Consider the following 19,894-nt stretch of genomic DNA (forward strand, 5'->3'; position numbering starts at 1 on the left):
GTAATTTTGAAAAAACGAAAATGGTTTTTGCTCGGTGCAGTTTTTAGTTGAACTTTTAGTTTTTAAAAGCCCCGCCTTCGCAAAGCCCTATCCCGTTATATGCTATGCTTTTACAAACGAAGTACATAAAACGAAATAACTAAACACAACAAAAGATGAAGAACAAAACACCCAACGCTAAATTTATTCTTTTTTCCAGCACCTTTTTTGCCAACGCGCATCAGCACATTTGCAAAAAGCCAAAGCATTTCCCAACGCTTATTTTGCAAAAGAGCTGATTTTTTCCATCGCTCATAATTTAGATAAAACACAAATTAATACATATGAACCACGAAAAACTTATTAATCTTCTTAAACAATATGGTACAATATCAGAAACCGAGCAGCAAAATATTGAAAATTACTTTATTCCAACACAAGTAAAAAGAAAGCAAGTTTTAATAGAAAAAAACTCACCTTGTAATAAACTTTTCTTTATAAATAGTGGACTTTTAAGAGCTTATTATATAAATGAAAAAGGAAAAGAAGTAACTAGAATGTTTGCTTGGGAAGGTAGATTTTTAACAAACATCGGTAGCTTCAAAATACTTTCAGAAAACAATGAAACTATAGAATGTGTGAAAGATGCAAATATTTTATCTATAAATAGGGATGATTTTGAAAGATTTATGAAATCCTCATTAAACATTAAAAGTATTTACGCAGATTTATTAGAGAAATACAACATTTTACATATAAAACGTTTTGAAGCTCTCCATACTTTTGATTTGGAAAAGAAACTATTACACTTAAAACTTGATTTTCCAAATCTTATAAACGATCTTAATGACAATTTACTAGCTTCTTTTCTTGGTATTTCAAGAATCCACTTTGCAAACAACAAGCATTTACTGCATAAATAGAAAAATCAAAAAAAAATGAAAAGTGTAAAATATTTTACACTTTTTTTTGATTTTTTATTCAAATATTTGCAATACAATACTTCATGAATGTCAAAAATCGTAATCTTTTTTTTAATTATATCTTCAATCTTTTTTTTCGGACAAGAAAAGAAAGATTCTATAAATAAAATTGTTGAAAAACAAATTCAAGAAATAGAAATAACAGCAAAAAAGAAACTAATTGAAAGAAAAGTAGACAGATTAGTTTTTAACGTGGAAAATTCTATTTCTGCAACTGGAGGGGATGCGATTGACGCATTAAAAACAACACCTGGGCTTAAAGTTCAAAACGACCAAATTTCAATGATTGGGAAAGGAAATATGTTGGTGTTAATAAATGACAGGGCGACCCAATTAAGTGGAAATGATTTAATAAGTTACTTGAAAACACTAAAATCTGATGAAATAAAAAAAATAGAGGTAATTACAAATCCACCTTCAAAGTATACAGCAGAAGGAAATAGTGGTGTTTTGAACATTATCACGAAAAATGCAAAAAAAAATACTTGGAACAGTACTATTCGTTCGGTATATCAGCAAGCTACATATGCGACTGGAAATTTTGGAGGTAATTTTAATTTACAGAAAAATAAACTTACTTTTTTTTCTTCAATAAACTATTTAAACGGCTCAAATGCACCAGTGGAAACAAATAATATTTTTTATCCTAATATTATTTGGCAGGAATTGAACAACAGAAGAGACTATAGCAACAGCCTATCAACAAGATTGGGTTTAGATTATAGATTTTCGGATAAGATAACAACAGGATTTACATATGGATATTTCAATTCTAAACCTTTAATTAAAGATTTTACAAAGTCTAACCTCATCAATCCAGTAACAAACAAAATAGATTCGTTGATTTACAATAAAGGAAGAAACTCCAATGTAAGAAATTCCAACATTATTAATTACCATATCATATATAATATGGACACTATTGGCAGGAAACTATCTGTTGATTTTGATTATTTTAATTTTGACTTATCAAGAAATAGAGATTTTACAACTGAAAGATTAAATCCCGATTTATCACCAATTGATTCAGATTATTATACACAGAACAGAAATTATGGGAATCAAAATATTAATAATTTTTCTCTAAATATTGATATGGAACACCCAACAAAATGGATGATTTTCAATTATGGTTTTCGCTTGTCACATACCAAAACAAATAATGATTTTGATTTTTATGATGTAATTAATAATTCAGAAACCTTAGATGAATCACAAAGTGATAGTTTTATTTATAAAGAAAACACTCAATCATATTATTTTTCAGCGAACAAAAATATTTCTGAAAAATGGGAGGCAAAAGCAGGTTTAAGAATAGAGAGTACAAAAACAGAAGGTTTATCTAAGACACTAAACCAAACAACAACAATTAACTATACTAAACTATTCCCGACATTTTATTTGTCATACAATCCAAATGAAAACAATTCATTTAGCATTAATTATGGTCGTAGAATAAATAGACCTAGTTATAATTATCTTAATCCTTTTCGCTGGGTATCTTCTCCATATTCTTACACAGAAGGAAATCCATTTCTCAAACCATCTTTTATAAATAATTTGGAGTTAGAATATTCTTACAAAGGCAACATAATAACAAATTTATATTATTCAGATTTGAACGACGGGTTTGAACAATTAACAATAGTAAATGCAACTACTAATATTCAACAGGTAATACCAGAAAATTATATCAAAGGAAAAACATATGGTGTTACTCATACCTTAATTTACAAACCTGCTGATTGGTTAAACACGAATTTTGTTGCGGATGTTTATTATTGTTCAACAAAATCACAAATACCAGTAACATTACAATTTTTAAAAGGTTGGAATGGAGAATTTAACCTTTCAAATGACATTACATTAAATAAAAAGAAAACCATCTTATTCAATGTGGCCTACAGACTAATTACGAAAGGGGTTGACAATTTAGATTACAACTCATTTTCCAACCAACTTGATGCTTCGCTCAAATTATTAGCATTTGATAAGAAACTAGTAATTAATATTTATGCAAATGATATTCTAAGTTCAAGTCGTACAACTTATACCACATATTCAAATGGCATTAAGAATACTTTTAGAAATTATTATGATGAAAGATATTTTCGAATATCTCTATCTTACAGTTTTGGTAAGATATTTAAAAGGGAAAGCTATCAGAATAAAAATAATGAAGAATTAGAAAGAACAGAATAAAAAAAGTCCTTGCAAGGGAAGCCAATGAGGAGTTTTAGGCTTAAAAAGGTAACTCACAATCATTAATTAAAATGTTTTTTTAAGATGAAAAAATCAAATTTCGATCCTAAAAAATTCTTAAACGTAAAAAGCTTGTCTCCCCTTGAAAGTAAAGCAATCACAGGTGGTATGGCTGACGTAAAAGATAAAAAAAAGGACAAGAAAGCCGATATTAAAGTTGACGTAAAAGTAGACTTATAGTATCGCCCATTTTATGAGTAATAGAGGCAATCTCTATTACTCTTTTTACCCTAATCGCAAAAAAAATATTATGAAAAAAATTAATCCAAAAGATTTTTTAAAAATTAAAATATTATCCCCATTAGAAAATAGTAAAATACTAGGTGGTATAATGGATGTCGAAGACGACAAACAAAAAAAGAAGCAAAAACAAAAACAAAAGGTGATAATTATAAGTTGAATTAACAAATGCTAAAATATTATGAAAACAAATAGTAGTGCATTTGACACTAAATGGTGGGATGAATTTCTTGTTAAAAATAAGAATTTTACAGAGCCTTGCATAATGGAAGACTGTTTAGACAAATCATTTATTGATTTGCTAAATAATGGTATTGTAGAAATGTTACAAGAAAGATATGGTGTACAACATGTTGATAGAGGTTTCCGAGTTTATGTTGATGGCATTGAACAAAACAGTGAGTTCTGTAAAAACTTATCTTTAAATCCGCCAAAAGAAAATGAAAATCTCACAAAATATTTCCAAAAAATTTTCGACAAAAAATTCGGAATGATTATCAATAGTGGAGAAAAGTATTCTAATATTTTTGCTGACAATTTATTGAGAAAACTTAAACCTTTAGTAGATAAAATTGGCTTACCTACTTCAGGTTTAGAGCTTACTATTTTTATCGGAGATTATGGTTGGACACCTTTAGGAATTCATCAAGATCACAAAGGCGAGAACGTATTACATTTTCATTTAGGTCCTGGAGAAAAAACGATGTATACATGGGATGAAGGCAAATATCATGAATTAACTAAAACGAAGCATAACAATAAGGATGTCGAGCCTTTGCTTGAATATGCAAATGAGTTTCCGTTCGGAGCGGGTGATTTATTCTATATGCCGTGGAACAAATTTCATATTGGTTTCAGTGACCAATTTTCTATTGGAATCACATTATGGTTTAACAATCCAACAAAATCTGGCTTTACCAACAATATAATTAAATCATTTATAAACCAATATGTTGAAGAAAACCAAAACATCCTAACTCCTCAAATAAACTATATAAAAAATGATAACTCATTTAATGAATTGATAGATAATATAAAAATAAATGATAGTCTAAAAGAAAAAAATGTAACAGATTTTTTCAAGCATATTTATGAAGAGTATAAATATTCAATATTGAGTAATGGAGGTTGGCAATCCGTACCCTTAAATAGAGAAATTAGAGATAAATATATAGTTGATGATTATGAATTTATTGATAACAAAAAAATAAAATCAAAGGAAGGTTACGAAATTTTGTATAAAACCGACAATGATTTTTTAGATATCTTTGTTAGAGGCTCAAAAGTTGAAATGAGTTATTTCCCTGAAATCATTAATCTTATAAATAAAATTAATTCTCATGAAACCTTAAGTGTGAATGATTTGCTGGATAAGAATAATGAAGATTTTCCAAAGGAAGCAGGATTATATTTTTTATCTTTATTGTATAATAAACGTGGTATTGAGATTGTATGAGAGCATTTTATTTAATAATTTCATTAATTATTATTTTTATGGGCATTAATATTAATTGTTCACAAGTTCGCATTAACACAAAACAACATTCTATATTTACAAAAAATGAATATAAGTCGAAACTACATTATAAAATAGGGTTTCATAAAAGTAAATATCTGAATGTGTTACAAGTTCTTAAAAGTTATTTTCCGAAATATATAGAAAATACTTTATTAGTCGACAGTGGTTTGCAAATAAAGCTTCAAAAAAATAAGCTTAGTGTTAAGTATATTACTTCAGATTCTAGAGATGCTGAAGTTGTTCGCACAATAGAAGAGTTAAAATCCAAAATAGAAAATTTATAAGTGTCTTTCAAAGTTGTATATCAGCATGATAAAAAAGATTGTGGTCCTTCCTGCTTATCAATGATAAGTATACATTACGGCAAGTCATATCCTTTACAGTATTTAAGAAATATTTCACACATCACAAAAGAAGGTGTCTCTATTCTTGGGATTAGCGAGGCGGCAAATCATATCGGCATTGAAAGTCGTTCCACAAAAATTTCACTCGAAGGTTTATATAAGAATAAAGATTTATTGCCTTGCATTTTACATTGGCGTAAAAATCATTTTGTAGTATTGCGATCAATTACAAAAAATAGATTGACTAATAAGTTGGTCTATAATATCGCCGATCCTTCCCATGGTTTAATATCTTTATCAGAAAAGAGATTTAAAAAATCTTGGCTCTCAGACGATGAAGGTATTGCGTTATATTTATATCCAACGGATGATTTTTATTCAGCCAATCCTCCAAAAGAAGAACAGATTACAATAAAATATCTTTTAAAGTATCTTGCTCCTCACAAAAAGAGAATAGCAATTATCTTTTTGTTACTTCTATTAGGAAGCTGTTTCACCCTCATTTTTCCTTTTCTTACAGAATATTTGATAGATAAAGGAGTTTCCAAAAAGGATTTGAATTATATTACTACCATTCTTTTAGCACAACTTTTTTTGTTTATCGGTTCATTATTATTTGGTGTAATTAGGAATTGGCTAATGTTATATATTGGTACGAAAATTAGCATAACTATCATTTCAGATTTTCTAAAAAAACTACTACAGCTACCCATCAATTTTTTTGATACAAAATTGATGGGAGATTTCAATCAGAGAATACAAGACAATGAAAGAATTGAGGAATTTCTTACGTCTCAATCATTATTAACTTTTTTTTCTGTAATATCTTTTTCCGTCTTTTTTGCGGTTTTACTTTATTATGACTATAAAATTTTATTAGTTTATCTTTTACTAACATTAATTTCAATTTTATGGTCATTGATGTGGTTGAAACGTAGAAAAATGCTTGACTATTATCGCTTTCTACATAAAAGTCAAAATCAAGAATCCATATATGAGTTATTAAATGGTGTTACTGAAATGAAACTAAATCAGTTTGAAAGCTATAAGATTTCTGAATGGGAAAAAATTCAAAATAAGTTGTTTAAACTGAATATGAAAATTTTAAAAGTTGATCAAATTCAAATTTCAGGTTTTGATTTTTTTAATCAGCTCAAAAATATTATCGTAACATTTTTAGCAGCTACATATGTAGTAAAAGACAGTATGACCTTAGGTATGCTTCTATCCATTTCATATATCATTGGCCAGATGAATGCTCCTGTAAATCAATTGGTAAATTTTCTTCGGTCACTTCAAGATGCAAGATTAAGTTTAGAAAGACTTAATGAAGTTCAAAATCATGCTATAGAAGAAAAATCAAAACAACAAAAACTCAACCTTAATACTCAAGCGATAAAAAAAGGTATTGAACTTAAAAAGATAAATTTTCAATATGAAGGACCAAAATCTCCATATGTGTTGAAAAATATTAATTTATTTATTCCAGAAGGAAAAATAACAGCAATTGTTGGAGCAAGCGGAAGTGGAAAAACTACCTTAATGAAACTCTTGCTAAAGTTTTATAAACCTTCGCAAGGAGAAATTTTATATAATTCTACTGAAATGAATCAGCTCTCTGCAAAAAGTATCAGGGAAAATTGTGGAGTCGTCATGCAGGATGGATTCATTTTTTCTGATACAATAGAAAGAAATATTGCTACAGGAGATATAAATATTAATGACAATAAATTAGAACAAGCCGTTAAAACAGCTAACATAGGGGAATTTATCGAATCTCTACCTCTGAAATTTAATACTAAAGTAGGCGCATCAGGCAATGGTATGTCAGGGGGACAAAAACAACGAATATTGATTGCAAGAGCAGTTTACAAAAACCCTCATTATATTTTCTTTGATGAAGCCACAAGTGCATTGGATGCTGATAATGAAAAAATAATCCATGATAATTTACAAGATTTTTTCAAAGGAAAAACAGTATTAATAATTGCTCATAGACTATCTACTGTAAAAAATGCAGACCAAATCATTGTGCTAAAAAATGGAGAAATTGTTGAACAAGGCAACCATCAAGAATTGGTTCAAAAAAAATTAGATTATTATCATTTAGTGAAAAATCAATTGGAATTAGGCAACTAATTAATATTATTTTGTAATTTTGATTCTATCAATCTTAAAAACACAATACTATGCCATCAACATCAGAAGTAGGACACGCCAAAAATGTCGCAAACCTGCAAAAACTCACAGAACAAGTAACCGTTTACACGTTGTACAATCCACCCGTAGACAATCTTACAATTGCAAATCTACAAGCACTTTACTGGAAAAAACGGACAAATTGACCACCCAGATTCGGAGTAAATTGACCACCAGATTCGGAGTAAACTGACCACCTGGATTCGGAGCAAATTGACCACCTTGATTTTGGTTGATTTTTTCAGGTAAAAACGATTGATTTTTTCATGTTGTTAGCGTCATAAATTCGTATAAAAATACGGATTATGGCCAATAAAACAACCGACATGAGTAAAATTAGAAAAGTCCTTAAGTTTTATAGCAATGGGAAGAGTAAGTTGTTTATCAGCAATTACTTATCGCTTTCCAGAAACACCGTAAAGAAGTATATTTCGTTATTTGAAGTCCTTGGATTAAGTTTTGAGATCATTAACGAAAAGACAGATGCAGAACTTGAACTTTTGTTTTCTCATACTATTGAGGAATCCGTAAGTCCCAAATTACAGACTTTGTACGATTATTTTCCGGTGATGGAACGGGAATTAAAAAAGGTAGGAGTTACTATTTATCGAACTTGGGAGCAGTATATCGCTTTGTATCCCGATGGTTTTCAGATCACCCAATTCCGGCATCATTACAAGATATGGGCAAAACGGGTGAATCCTGTGATGCACATGAACCACAAAGCAGGTGATAAAATGTATGTGGATTATGCCGGTAAAACCCTCTCTATTACCGATAAAAAGAGTGGTGAGATCAAAAGCGTACATTTTTTTGTGGCCATCCTGGGAGCGAGCCAGTATACGTATGCAGAAGCTTCGATGAGCCAGCAAAAGGAAGATTTTGTACGTTCGGTAGAAAATGCGATGCACTATTTTCAGGGCGTTCCTGCGGCCATTGTTCCTGACAATTTAAAATCTGCAGTCACCAAAAGCAGCCGTTTTGAACCCACCATTAATGAAACCTTTGCCGATTTTGCAGAGCATTATGGAGCCACTATTTTACCGGCCAGAGCTTATAAGCCGAGAGATAAATCTTTGGTAGAAGGAGCTGTGAAGATTTTATACCACAGAATTTATGCCCATTTAAAAGAAAACTCATTTTATTCATTAGCAGAATTAAACCATCAAATTTGGGATCTGTTAAAGATGCACAACGATCGCAAACTCACCGCACGTCCTTACTCCCGCAAAGAATTGTTTTTAGAAGACGAAAAAGAAAAACTGCGTCCACTTCCCGAAGCGCGTTTTGAGCTCAAATACCAGTCGCACGCAACGGTGATGCAGAATGGCCACGTTCTTTTGAGTCAGGACAAAAATTATTACAGCGTTCCGTATCAGTATCTGAAGAAAAAAGTCAAACTTTTATACACGTCATCCGCTGTAGAAATTTTTCATAAATACAACAGGATTGCGATTCATATGCGCAATTACAATCCTTACGTATATACCACCAATGCTGAACATTTAGCCAGTACGCATCAATTTGTGTCCGATTGGAGTCCGTCGCGATTTATTGATTGGGCCACTGAAATTGATCCCGTTGTTGGTGAATATATTATCCAAATTATCGAGAGCAGAAATCATCCTGAACAAGCTTATAAAAGTTGTATGGGAATATTAAACTTCGAAAAAAAGGTAGGTAGAGAGCGATTGATCAATGCCTGCAAACGCGCCCTTGACTTTAAAATTTACAGCTTTCAAACCATCCAGAAAATTTTAGAAAACAATTTAGACCAAATTGATTTTGAGCAAAAATCGGAGTCTGAACAGCAACTTCCAATCCATGGTAATATCCGTGGGAAACAGTATTATAACTAGCAATTAGCAAAATTGACATTTTAATTAAATCATCATTAAACCAAATTAAATTTTAAAAATCATGAACGAACCTACCGTTACCAAAATGAAGCAAATGAAGTTTTACGGAATGCATCATGCGTTTAAAACCGCTATTGAAAGTGGCAAAACAGATCATTACACGCTCGATGAGTTTATCTCGATGCTGATCGATGCAGAATGGGATGAAAGGCACAACAGGCGCATCGAAAGAAGCATCAAGAACGCACGATTCCATTACAAATCAAATATCGAAAATATTAACTTCGATGAATCCCGAAACTTGGACCGCAATCTGGTGCTGCGCTTAGCTGGATGCGAATTTGTAGAAAAGAATGAAAACATACTGATCACCGGAAGTACGGGCGTAGGCAAAAGTTATTTAGGCACCGCACTTGGTTATCAGGCATGTATAGAGGGTTTTAAGGTCAGTTATTTTAACACCAATAAATTGTTTGCTAAATTGAAAATGGCAAAAGCAGATGGATCTTATCTTCGGGAACTGGCCAAAATACAACGCCAGGAGGTGATTATATTGGATGATTTTGGCCTCCAGGCATTGGACAGTCAAAACAGAATAACTCTTTTAGAACTCATTGAAGACCGTCATAACAATGGTTCTGTCATCGTAACTTCGCAAATCCCGGTTCAGGGTTGGTACGATATCATCGGTGAAAAGACCATAGCCGATGCTATTTTAGACCGGCTGATCCATCAATCTCACCGCCTCGAATTGAAGGGGGAATCGATGCGCAAAAAAAGAGGTATAAACAGAGCCGAAAATTAATTATATTTGAATACAAATTAGCACATGAAAAACAGTCGTTTTTACCACAAAAAAGAGGTGGTCAATTTAGACCGAACTTACATGGTCACTTTAAACCGAATCTAGGTGGTCAATTACACCGAACTTTGCATCAAATACTGGAATCTCAAATATGGAAAAGATATTAAAAAACTATGGCAAACTTTGAAAACTCAGAACAACAGATTGTAACCGTTAAAGCGAGAGCTGATAAAGCAATCAATTCTCTTAAAGGAATTTTCTTAGGAATTATTTCTGATGAGAAAATCGATTCGTATGAAATGAAAGAATTACAATTGTGGGCAAGAGAAAACAACGATTTAGTAAACAGGAATCCCTTCAAAGAATTTATGACATTGATTGATAATACAGCTTCTAATGGGATTCCTACAAAAGAAGCTATTGAAGACCTTTATTGGCTTTGTCAAAAATACGAACACGATAGTATCTATTACAAAGGTATTACTTCAGATTTACAGCAGCTTCAAGGGATTTTTCACGGAATCTTATCTGATGGAGAACTCAATGATACAGAAATTTTTAAACTTCACGAATGGCTTTCAGAGAATGAACATCTAAATTCCTATTATCCTTATGATGAAATCCGAAGTTTGGTACTGTCCATTGTTTCTGATAAGAAGATTGATGAAGAAGAAAGATTGATATTAATGGCTTTCATCAAGCAATTTGTTGAACTTAGTAATAATGATATAAAGGAATCCATTGATAAAGCTACGACAGATGTAAATATTTCCGGAATATGTGCAGTTGATCCCGAGATTATTTTTGAAAATAAAACATTCTGTGTCACAGGTATTCTCAGCAGAGGAACCAGGGCTGAACTTCAAAATGCTATTAAAAATAAAGGTGGTATCGCCGTAAATTCTATTTCAAAAAAAACAGATTATCTGATTATTGGTGATACAAGTAATGCTTGTTGGAGCTATGCCTGTTATGGTAGAAAAGTAGAAAAAGCTTTGGACTTGAGAAAGTCAGGACATACCATTGTCTTAGTTCACGAATTTGATGTGTTTGACGCAATATAAAATTTAAGGTAGTATGACTTTTTTTATCATTCTGGTAATTTTATTTTTTATCATTGCTATAAGCAAAAACCAAAAGAAAACTCCTAAAAATAAAGTTACATTTAAAAATACAAATTCTTATCCCATAAAAGCACAGTCTGAAAAATCGTATAGTGAAAAAAGAAATGAAATCATCCCATCCCAATCTAAAAATGAGATAGATTCTGTGGAATCTAAAGTGAAGGACGACTCCATCATTGATGTCTCTGATTTGATGAACACTTTGATAAGTAATATAAAAATCACATCAGAATATTCATCTTCAAACTCGCCATCATCTTATTCTTCTGTGCCTTATTGGCCTCATCAATACGTATATTCTTATGATGAAATTAACTATGCAACAAAAGAACAACAAGGTTTTTATGACAAGTTTAAAACGGAATTTTTAAAGGGAAATATTTTATCTCTCAATGGAAATACAAACTATGCTTTTATTCTACTTTTTGATTTACTAAACGATTTTGAAGTTCATAAGGATTATAAAAAAATCGAGCATCAATTGGAAATGTTAGGAAATACTTTTTCGAGAACAAAATCATATTGTGTATCATTTCTGCTAAAGAAGCTTGAAGAATATAATATGGATGACGAAGCTGAACATTTCAGAGAAAAAAATCAGCAATATGATTATGATTATTGGAAATTAGGAAGAAAATATAAAAAGAAGCTTAATCTTTCAAATGCACAAGAAGAAATACTTAATAGAATTTGGCTTCAGAATAATGTTTTTAATGATATTGAATTCTGTAAAACTGAAATCCTGAAACAGTTTTTACGCGCAGTAGAATCTCTTCAGGATAATTATGTTTCCAACGATAATTCATTTGACAATCTGATGGATGAATTGTCTGATTTGGTGGTAAGAAAATATTATCGTTATAGAAAAGGTAGCCAAAATTATAAATATACTTTTGATTCGGTAAAGGGTGAAATTTATGGACATATCCTTAAATTATGTGAAAACAATGTCAGAGTGGTTTATTCAAATAAGAGGAAACTGACAGCAGAATTTAATTATAGTGCACCGGAAATTTATACCTCGTATTATGAAAAAGTGATTTCAAAATTAGATGTGTTCTTAATTGATGATCAGAAAAATATTCCTTCTCCTGATACCGAAACCGAAAAGTTATTGAATGAAAGCAATACAACCCGTTGGAAATCTAAATTTGAAATAATAACACAAACTTATACGAACACAGAAGACTTTGAAAATCAAATTATCAGACTAGCAGAGGAAAACATAAAAAATCCTTCGGTAGAAAATATTTTTTATGAGGCTTCTAAGTTTATGGCGAAACTGGACAAGTCAAGTTCCCTTAAACTTTATATTTATTACATAGATTTCGATTTGAAATCATCAAAGTTTGACAACAAGCAGATGAATAAAACCATTCAGAAAAGTCTTTTTAAAACAAATGAACAACTGGTGGAATTTGAAGGGATTTTGAATGATTTCATTAAAGATAAACAACTCGAAAACGCATTAAAGAAAGTAAGTTATTTATATGAGCCCAAACGAAAAAAAATTGTCATCGACAGAAATTCAATACAAGAGGTTCAAAAACAGCATTCCGGAACTGTCAATCTTCTGAATGAATATCTTCATGATGAATTGGAGGATGAAGTAAAAACATCTGATTTCAAAGAAGAAAATGAAACCGAAGAAATTCAAATTCATATAAACAACGATGATAATACAGAATCCGCCATATCTAGATTTAATTCAGATTTACACCTTTCAGAACTTCAGAAAGAGGTTCTAGAAATTTTTGAAAAAAGCAGCTTCAGCATTTCCCAAAATGAATTGGAAGAAGTCTTGAAAAGCAAAAACCAAATGATGAGCTCGGTGATTGACTCAATTAATGAATCCTGCTATGAAACATTGGATGATGTACTGATTGAAGAAGAAGATGACTATTTTACCATATTCCCAGATTATTACAAAAAACTATTAAACAATGATTGATAATATTAAACCAAAAGAAGCAACCTCTATTATTAATTCTCTTGTAGGAGGAGTTGTTCCAAAAATTGGAGTACAGCATATTACAGTAGGAAGAACAGACGAAATAGAAGCCTTTATTACCGCACTGAATGACGTAAAGAATGGACACAGCATTGCAAAATTCTGGATCGGAGATTTTGGAAGCGGTAAATCATTTATGCTTCATTTGCTCAATACAGTAGCGCTAAAGCAAAAATTTGTAGTTGCAAATGCAGACTTTACTCCTGATAACCGTCTTTATGCCAATGATGGGAAAAGTGTTTTATTATATTCGGCAATTATGGATAATATTGCTATCCAGACCAAGCCGGAAGGAGGTGCTTTGCAGACATTGTTGGAAAAATGGATAGAGCAGGTTATTTCAAAAACAGCACAGGAAAACAATATTTCATTGGTTGATATCCGTAATGAAGAATATCTTGGACTGATTCAAAACACCATAATGAAAACCATCAACGAAATCACAGAAGTAGGTGGTTTTGACTTTGGTTCAGTCATCGTGAAATATTACGAAGGCTATATTAAAAATGATGAATTTTTAAGAAGGAATGCATTAAAATGGCTGAAAGGAGAATATAAAACAAAGACCGAAGCAAGACAGGATTTGGGTGTACGGGAGATTATCAATGACCAGAATTTTTATGATATGCTCAAAAATTTCTGCAAGTTGTTTGTAAGTATGGGATATAGCGGATTTATGATAAATCTTGACGAAGCTATCAACCTTTACAAAATTTCTACCTCAGTAATGCGTGATAAGAATTATGAAAAAATTCTAACAATTTACAATGATTGCTTTCAGGGAAAGGTGTCTAATCTATTCATCAATTTCGCCGGGACAAGAGAATTTCTTGAAAACGAGAGAAGAGGTTTGTTTAGTTATCAGGCATTAAAATCCAGATTACAGACCAACAAATTTGAAACTTTGGAAATGCGTGACTTTGCACAGCCTGTCATCAAACTTACGCCTTTGGATCATAATGAAATATTTGTTCTTTTGAAAAAATTGAAATTAATCTTTGATTTTAATTACAAAAGTGAAATCAGTATTTCTGATGAAGAGATTTCTGCTTTTATGGAAGAAATGTTTAATAAACCAGGCGCATCAGAGTTCCTGACGCCTAGAGAAGTTATTCGTGATTTCTTGAATATTCTAAATATCATTCGTCAAAATCCGGGTGTTGACAAAAAGCAGTTGTTTGGAGATATTGAAATCGAAGACGAGCGACCAAATGACTTGAATATCCTGGATAGTATTGAAGAACTATGACGTCCTTCAATCTACTTTCTGAACCCATAAGGAAATACATCAGAGACAAAGGCTGGGAAAGTTTGCGACCAATACAGGAAGCCGCCATCCAAAGAATATTGTCAACTGAAAATAATTATGTATTAATTTCCAGAACAGCTTCCGGGAAAACGGAGGCTGCTTTTCTACCTATTTTATCAAGAACAGATTTTAGAGAAGAGGGTGTGAAAGTGCTTTACATTTCTCCATTGATTGCTTTGATTAATGACCAGTTTCGTCGTGTTGAAGAATTGTGTGAATATTTGGACATCAGTGTAACCAAATGGCATGGTGAAGCGAGCAAAAGTCAAAAAGATAAATTACTAAAAAATCCAAACGGAATCATTTTAATTACACCTGAATCTTTAGAAGCAATGTTTGTGAATAAACCTTATAATATAAAACATTTGTTTGCGTCATTAGAATATGTAGTAATTGATGAAATTCACTCTTTTTTAGGTTCCGACAGAGGCATTCAATTGCAATCTATTTTGTCGCGTTTACAAAAAATAAATAAAACCAAATTCAAAACGATTGCACTTTCTGCAACCGTAAGCGATTCTAATCAATATTTAGAACTGAAAAGTTTTATAGGAGACGTAGAGAATACAAAAATTATAAGAGATACAACTCCCAAACCTATCAATGCTGTCTTTAGATATTTTGAAGGTAGTGGTGCAGAACTGCCTCTCGAATTATTAAAAGATTTATACATCCAGACAAGAAATAGCAAATCATTGATTTTTCCAAATGCCAGAGGAAGAGTTGAGGAAGTTGCCGTGAAATTGAGAAAGATTTCTGATAAAGTTGGAGGACATCAGAATTACTTTTCCCATCATTCTTCTGTAGATAAAGAAGTTCGGGAATATGTAGAATTCTTTGCAAAGAATAACACGTATGAAAACTTTAGTATCGCCTGTACTTCAACATTGGAATTAGGAATTGATATTGGAAGTGTGGACCAAGTTGTTCAGATTGATGCCACTCACAGTATTGCTTCATTAATCCAGAGAGTAGGAAGAAGCGGGAGAAGAGATGACAAAGCAAGTAATTTGTTTTTGTATGCTACTAATCGTTGGACATTATTACAATCAGTTGCATGTTGGCTTTTATATGATGAGAAGTATATAGAGCCGGTTTATTTGAATGAAAAGCCCTACGATATTTTAGTTCATCAGATATTGTCTATTGTAAAAGGATTATCTGGAATTTCAAAAAAGCAGTTAATTGCTGAAATGCGACAAAATACTTCTTTTAAGAGTATTGATGCATCAGAAATAGAAGGAATAATAGATTACTTAGTTGAAAAAGAACTTCTTGAACAACTTGGTCCAGAATTAATTTTAGGAATTGAAGGAGAGGAAATTGTTAACAACAGAGAGTTTTACAGTGTTTTTCAAACCGAAAATTTATTCAAAGTATCTCATAAAGGAAATAAAGTGGGCGAAATCCCATTAACCATTCAGATTAGGGAAGATGAAAATATTTATTTATCTGCAAGAATTTGGAAAATCGTAGCGATTGATTTAAAATCTAAAAAAATTGAAGTTGTCCCTTCGAAGGATGGAAAAAAACCAATATTTGAAGGCAATGGAGCAAATATTGCAAACAAAATCAGAGAAAAAATGTTTGAAGTATTGGTTTCTAAAAAAGAATATGATTTTCTTGATGAACCAAGTCAGGATGTTATATCGGAAATGCAGAAAGAATTTTCAGTCTTTGATTTTTCAGATATTATCAAAGAACGACCATTACTTACAACAAATGAAAAACTTATTTTTTATTCATTTACAGGTTCAAAAATAAACAGAACGCTTAAACTTATTTTTGATTCTTTAGAAATTCAGAATATTTACTCCGATTTGGATTCTTCTTTTGAAATAAAAACTTCTCAGGAAGAGTTTATCTTAAAAATTAAAAACATAGAATCATCCGACATCAATCTCGATTTGGTTTTAGCAAATCTTTTGGAAAATACTCCTGAGATTCTGGATTTTTCGAAATACGGTAAGTTCTTACCTCTAAAATATCAAATTGAAACATTGAAAAATTCTTACTATGATTTTCCTAAATCAAAAGAGTTTTTAAAGCATTTAGAATTGATAATCAATTAAGAATTAAAAAACTAAAACTATGAGCTTTAAATTAATTGCGATAAGAACATTAGAAGGTTGTAATGAAAAATTTCGGAAAAATCTTATTCCCAATCAGATTTATAAATTTTATAATGAATACGAATTTTTAGATAAAAACGATAAGGAAATTAAATGTACAGAAAATTTTGTAGAAGTTTCCAAAATTGTAAAGATGGCAAATAATGTTCCAGAAGATCTTTATTATCAAGGAAATACTAAAATAAATATATCGGCTATTGTTGGCAAAAATGGAAGTGGTAAAAGTAGTTTGATAGAACTTATTTGTGTAGCTTTTTATAACTTATCTGTCAAAGCAAAATTAATTAATGATATTGAAATAGATGATAAAAAGAATCGAAGATTAAGAAAACAAGTAAAGCATTTGGAGGATGTAATTACAGGTATACAATATGATTTAGGTGAAACCCAAATTTCACAATTGACAGATGAGGAGATTGATGAAAAAGAAGCGTATATCGAATTTTATACATTGCTAAAAAATGAACAAGAGAAGAATATTAGAAATAAAATAATTAAGAGGGAGATTGTTGAAGATATAAAACTAAATATATATTTTGTACAGAAAAATGAAAATAATAGTGATGAAAAAGTAGTTACAATTAGTTTTAATAATGATAAAATTTATTTTTTTGAGAGTAAAATAAATGAATTTGTTAAAAAGGAAACAGAAGTAAAAGAGATTACTCAAGATTCATCTTTAAACGAGTTATTTTATAATATAATTGTAAACTACTCATTTTATGGATTAAACTCTATCGAAGTAGATGATTGGATTGAGACTATATTTCATAAAAATGATGGTTATCAAACACCTATTGTTTTGAATCCAATGAGGACAGAGGGTAATATTGATATAAATACGGAAAATTCATTAACGAAACAACGCTTTCTGTATAACTTAACTAAAAATTCTGATTTATTGCAAGTTACTCCAACCAATAGAATAGATAAAGTAATTCTAAAACTTAAAAAGTATCATAAGAAGGATTTTTTTGTTTCCTTAAGTGGTGAAAGTAATACAGATCCAGCTTATTTATTTGAACAAATTATACTCAAAAATTTCTATAATTATTCTGAAAGTGAAATATTTATAAAAAATACTGAATTGAATTTCAGGTTAATGAGATATATTCTGGAAAAACTAATAAAAATAAGAGAAACTTACGAAATTTATAATGATTGTAGTGCATTTTATGATGAGAACTTTTCTACTTATAAATTTTCAAAAGATTATAACCAGTTTTTTGAAATGCTAAGAGAAGATAATAGTCATATTACGTATAAATTCAAACAAGCCCTTAATTTTCTTTTTTTCAACAATTTAAAAATTCCAGAATTTGAGAATAATATCTATCAAAAATTTTTAAGTATTTCAGAAGGGAAATTTACAATTGATGAAATTTCTTGTGGTATAAAAAATAAAAATAAATTAGATAGATTTTACAAAGTGAAAATGTAACGAAGATATTTTTCATTTACAACCATCTATTTTTGAAATTGATTATATATTCGAAAATGGAAGTTTATTCTCATACCTAAGCTCGGGGGAAAAACAATTTATATACAGTATTAATTCAATCCTGTATCATTTAACCAATCTGAATTCTACTTATGAAAATGAAACAATTAACAAATATAAATTTCTAAATTTAATTTTAGATGAAATCGAGCTGTACTCACATCCTGAAATGCAAAAGAAATTTGTAAATAGTTTGCTGGAAGGAATTACCAAACTTTCAATTAATAACATTCAAGGCTTAAATATACTTTTTATAACTCACTCGCCATTTATTTTATCAGATATTCCTAAGCAAAATGTATTATTTTTAGATAAAGGTGTACCTCAGGATTTTGAGCGGATGAATACTTTTGGAGCTAATATAACAGATTTGTTAGCAGATAGTTTTTTTCTTAAAGATGGACTGATGGGGGATTTTGCTAAAGAAAAAATAGAAGAAATAATATATTGGCTTAATGTGGAAAGAAAGAATAAGCAAAGTAAATCGGAGAAATCCTATAATTTGGATTTAAAAGATTATGAATATCATAAGAAAATAGTTCAACTAATTGATGAACCTATTTTAAAAATGAAATTGGCGGAAATGCTTGATGAATTGCAGGATAGCAGAAATTTACAAAAGGAAGTTGCACAAAAGGAAATTGATTTTTTAAAAAATAAATTTGGTTTATAATGTTAAAAATTTGGCCTACACAAAAAGCTATAGACTTTCATCAAAAAGAAGTAAGTAAAGTTTTTGAAGAAACAATAAAAAAAGGTTATATACTAAGAAACAAAAAACAAAAGAATCTACCAAAGGTCTTTATTTCATTTTTAAATCAGTTTAAAAATGAAATAATAAGTGGTAAGCCAAAAAGATTATTCGAAATACAGTTAGAGTTTGAAAAAAAAAGATTTTCTGTCCATCAATTAAAATTAATTAAAAGTTTCTTTATACAAACAGGATATAATAACTTCGATAATAAAGAGTTTTTGGAAAAGTTGAATGTAGATACTTGTGTTTATTGTAACAGAAATTATACAACTCAATTAGTAAAGGATAGAGCTCGAGCTGAATTAGATCACTGGTTTCCAAAAGAATCATTTCCAATTCTTGCACTAAGCTTTTACAATTTAATTCCGAGTTGTCATTCTTGTAACCATATCAAACATAATAATCATCCAGATGAAGGTTGGTCTAAAGCTTTATCTAATATTACACACCCATATATCGACAATAAAGATGAGACTTTTTTGTTCAGTTATTTTTATAGTTCGTTAAATAAACCGAAAGTAATATTAAAAACCGAAAATGATAAAGTAGAGAAAACAATCATTTTTGGTAAAATTGATGAAATTTACGAATCCCATTCAAACAGAGAATTAAAAGATTTATTGGAACTTAGATATAAATATTCTAAAAATTATTTAGATATTTTACTGAACAATACATTTAAAGAAATGAGACTGTCTCACGAAGAAGTCTATAGAATGATTTTTGGAACAGAAATAAATGAACATGACTATCATAAACGTCCATTCTCGAAGTTTAAAAAAGATATTATTGAAGAATTACTACAGAGAAAATAATTCAAAGATTTACTTAATACTTAAATTTCATGAAATATGAATTTACTCATTCCAATTA

Annotated in this window: 17 protein-coding genes; all 17 read left to right on the forward strand. The window is 30.2% G+C overall.

The features are described 5' to 3' along the window. Positions 1 to 323: 323 nt before the first annotated feature. The 17 genes from H0S70_RS01950 to H0S70_RS02030 all read left to right on the forward strand — a co-directional run bounded on the left by H0S70_RS01950 (position 324) and on the right by H0S70_RS02030 (position 19,836). Positions 324 to 902 (forward strand): Crp/Fnr family transcriptional regulator, encoded by a 579-nt coding sequence (locus H0S70_RS01950; protein WP_188321514.1) that lies wholly within the window; start codon positions 324 to 326, stop codon positions 900 to 902. 87 nt (positions 903 to 989) lie between these two features. Continuing rightward, a complete protein-coding gene (locus H0S70_RS01955; RefSeq protein ID WP_188321515.1) occupies positions 990 to 3,164 on the forward strand; it encodes a TonB-dependent receptor domain-containing protein in 2,175 nt (724 codons plus the stop codon). Between the two features lie 84 nt (positions 3,165 to 3,248). Next, entirely contained in the window at positions 3,249 to 3,404 is a 156-nt protein-coding gene (locus H0S70_RS01960) for a hypothetical protein (RefSeq protein WP_188321516.1), read from the forward strand. 70 nt (positions 3,405 to 3,474) lie between these two features. Next, entirely contained in the window at positions 3,475 to 3,624 is a 150-nt protein-coding gene (locus H0S70_RS01965) for a hypothetical protein (protein ID WP_188321517.1), read from the forward strand. A gap of 21 nt (positions 3,625 to 3,645) precedes the next feature. Further along, the gene (locus tag H0S70_RS01970; protein WP_188321518.1) at positions 3,646 to 4,920 is read left to right on the forward strand and encodes a hypothetical protein; all 1,275 of its coding nucleotides are present in this window, start codon (positions 3,646 to 3,648) and stop codon (positions 4,918 to 4,920) included. Between the two features lie 38 nt (positions 4,921 to 4,958). Next, positions 4,959 to 5,267, forward strand: a complete 309-nt coding sequence (locus H0S70_RS01975) for a hypothetical protein (protein WP_188321519.1) — start codon at positions 4,959 to 4,961, stop codon at positions 5,265 to 5,267. A 60-nt stretch (positions 5,268 to 5,327) separates the two neighbouring features. After that, complete coding sequence (locus H0S70_RS01980) at positions 5,328 to 7,466, forward strand: peptidase domain-containing ABC transporter (RefSeq protein WP_394367318.1); 2,139 nt, start codon at positions 5,328 to 5,330, stop codon at positions 7,464 to 7,466. 50 nt (positions 7,467 to 7,516) lie between these two features. After that, positions 7,517 to 7,672, forward strand: a complete 156-nt coding sequence (locus H0S70_RS01985; protein ID WP_188322266.1) for a hypothetical protein — start codon at positions 7,517 to 7,519, stop codon at positions 7,670 to 7,672. Positions 7,673 to 7,831: 159 nt separating this feature from the next. Then, entirely contained in the window at positions 7,832 to 9,385 is a 1,554-nt protein-coding gene (gene istA, locus H0S70_RS01990) for an IS21 family transposase (RefSeq protein ID WP_188321521.1), read from the forward strand. A gap of 61 nt (positions 9,386 to 9,446) precedes the next feature. Beyond that, positions 9,447 to 10,190: an IS21-like element helper ATPase IstB gene (gene istB, locus H0S70_RS01995; protein ID WP_188321522.1), complete on the forward strand. Its 744-nt coding sequence runs from the start codon at positions 9,447 to 9,449 to the stop codon at positions 10,188 to 10,190. A 173-nt stretch (positions 10,191 to 10,363) separates the two neighbouring features. Continuing rightward, entirely contained in the window at positions 10,364 to 11,254 is an 891-nt protein-coding gene (locus H0S70_RS02000; protein WP_123247833.1) for a BRCT domain-containing protein, read from the forward strand. Positions 11,255 to 11,267: 13 nt separating this feature from the next. Then, positions 11,268 to 13,265 (forward strand): tellurite resistance TerB C-terminal domain-containing protein, encoded by a 1,998-nt coding sequence (locus H0S70_RS02005; RefSeq protein ID WP_123247832.1) that lies wholly within the window; start codon positions 11,268 to 11,270, stop codon positions 13,263 to 13,265. Continuing rightward, the gene (locus tag H0S70_RS02010) at positions 13,258 to 14,574 is read left to right on the forward strand and encodes an ATP-binding protein (protein WP_123247831.1); all 1,317 of its coding nucleotides are present in this window, start codon (positions 13,258 to 13,260) and stop codon (positions 14,572 to 14,574) included. The genes H0S70_RS02005 and H0S70_RS02010 overlap by 8 nt, the downstream gene beginning before the upstream one ends. After that, on the forward strand, positions 14,571 to 16,706 hold the full coding sequence (locus H0S70_RS02015) for a DEAD/DEAH box helicase (RefSeq protein ID WP_188321523.1): 2,136 nt from the start codon (positions 14,571 to 14,573) through the stop codon (positions 16,704 to 16,706). Before H0S70_RS02010 ends, H0S70_RS02015 begins: the two co-directional genes overlap by 4 nt. Before the next feature lie 19 nt (positions 16,707 to 16,725). Further along, on the forward strand, positions 16,726 to 18,207 hold the full coding sequence (locus tag H0S70_RS02020) for an ATP-binding cassette domain-containing protein (RefSeq protein ID WP_188321524.1): 1,482 nt from the start codon (positions 16,726 to 16,728) through the stop codon (positions 18,205 to 18,207). A gap of 229 nt (positions 18,208 to 18,436) precedes the next feature. After that, complete coding sequence (locus H0S70_RS02025; RefSeq protein ID WP_188321525.1) at positions 18,437 to 18,940, forward strand: hypothetical protein; 504 nt, start codon at positions 18,437 to 18,439, stop codon at positions 18,938 to 18,940. Further along, positions 18,940 to 19,836 carry an HNH endonuclease gene (locus H0S70_RS02030; RefSeq protein ID WP_123247828.1) on the forward strand — a complete coding sequence of 299 codons (897 nt, stop codon included), beginning with the start codon at positions 18,940 to 18,942 and terminating at the stop codon, positions 19,834 to 19,836. The genes H0S70_RS02025 and H0S70_RS02030 overlap by 1 nt, the downstream gene beginning before the upstream one ends. The last annotated feature ends 58 nt before the right edge of the window (positions 19,837 to 19,894 follow it).

The sequence above is a fragment of the Chryseobacterium manosquense genome (assembly GCF_014623485.1).
Lineage (GTDB): Bacteria > Bacteroidota > Bacteroidia > Flavobacteriales > Weeksellaceae > Kaistella > Kaistella haifensis.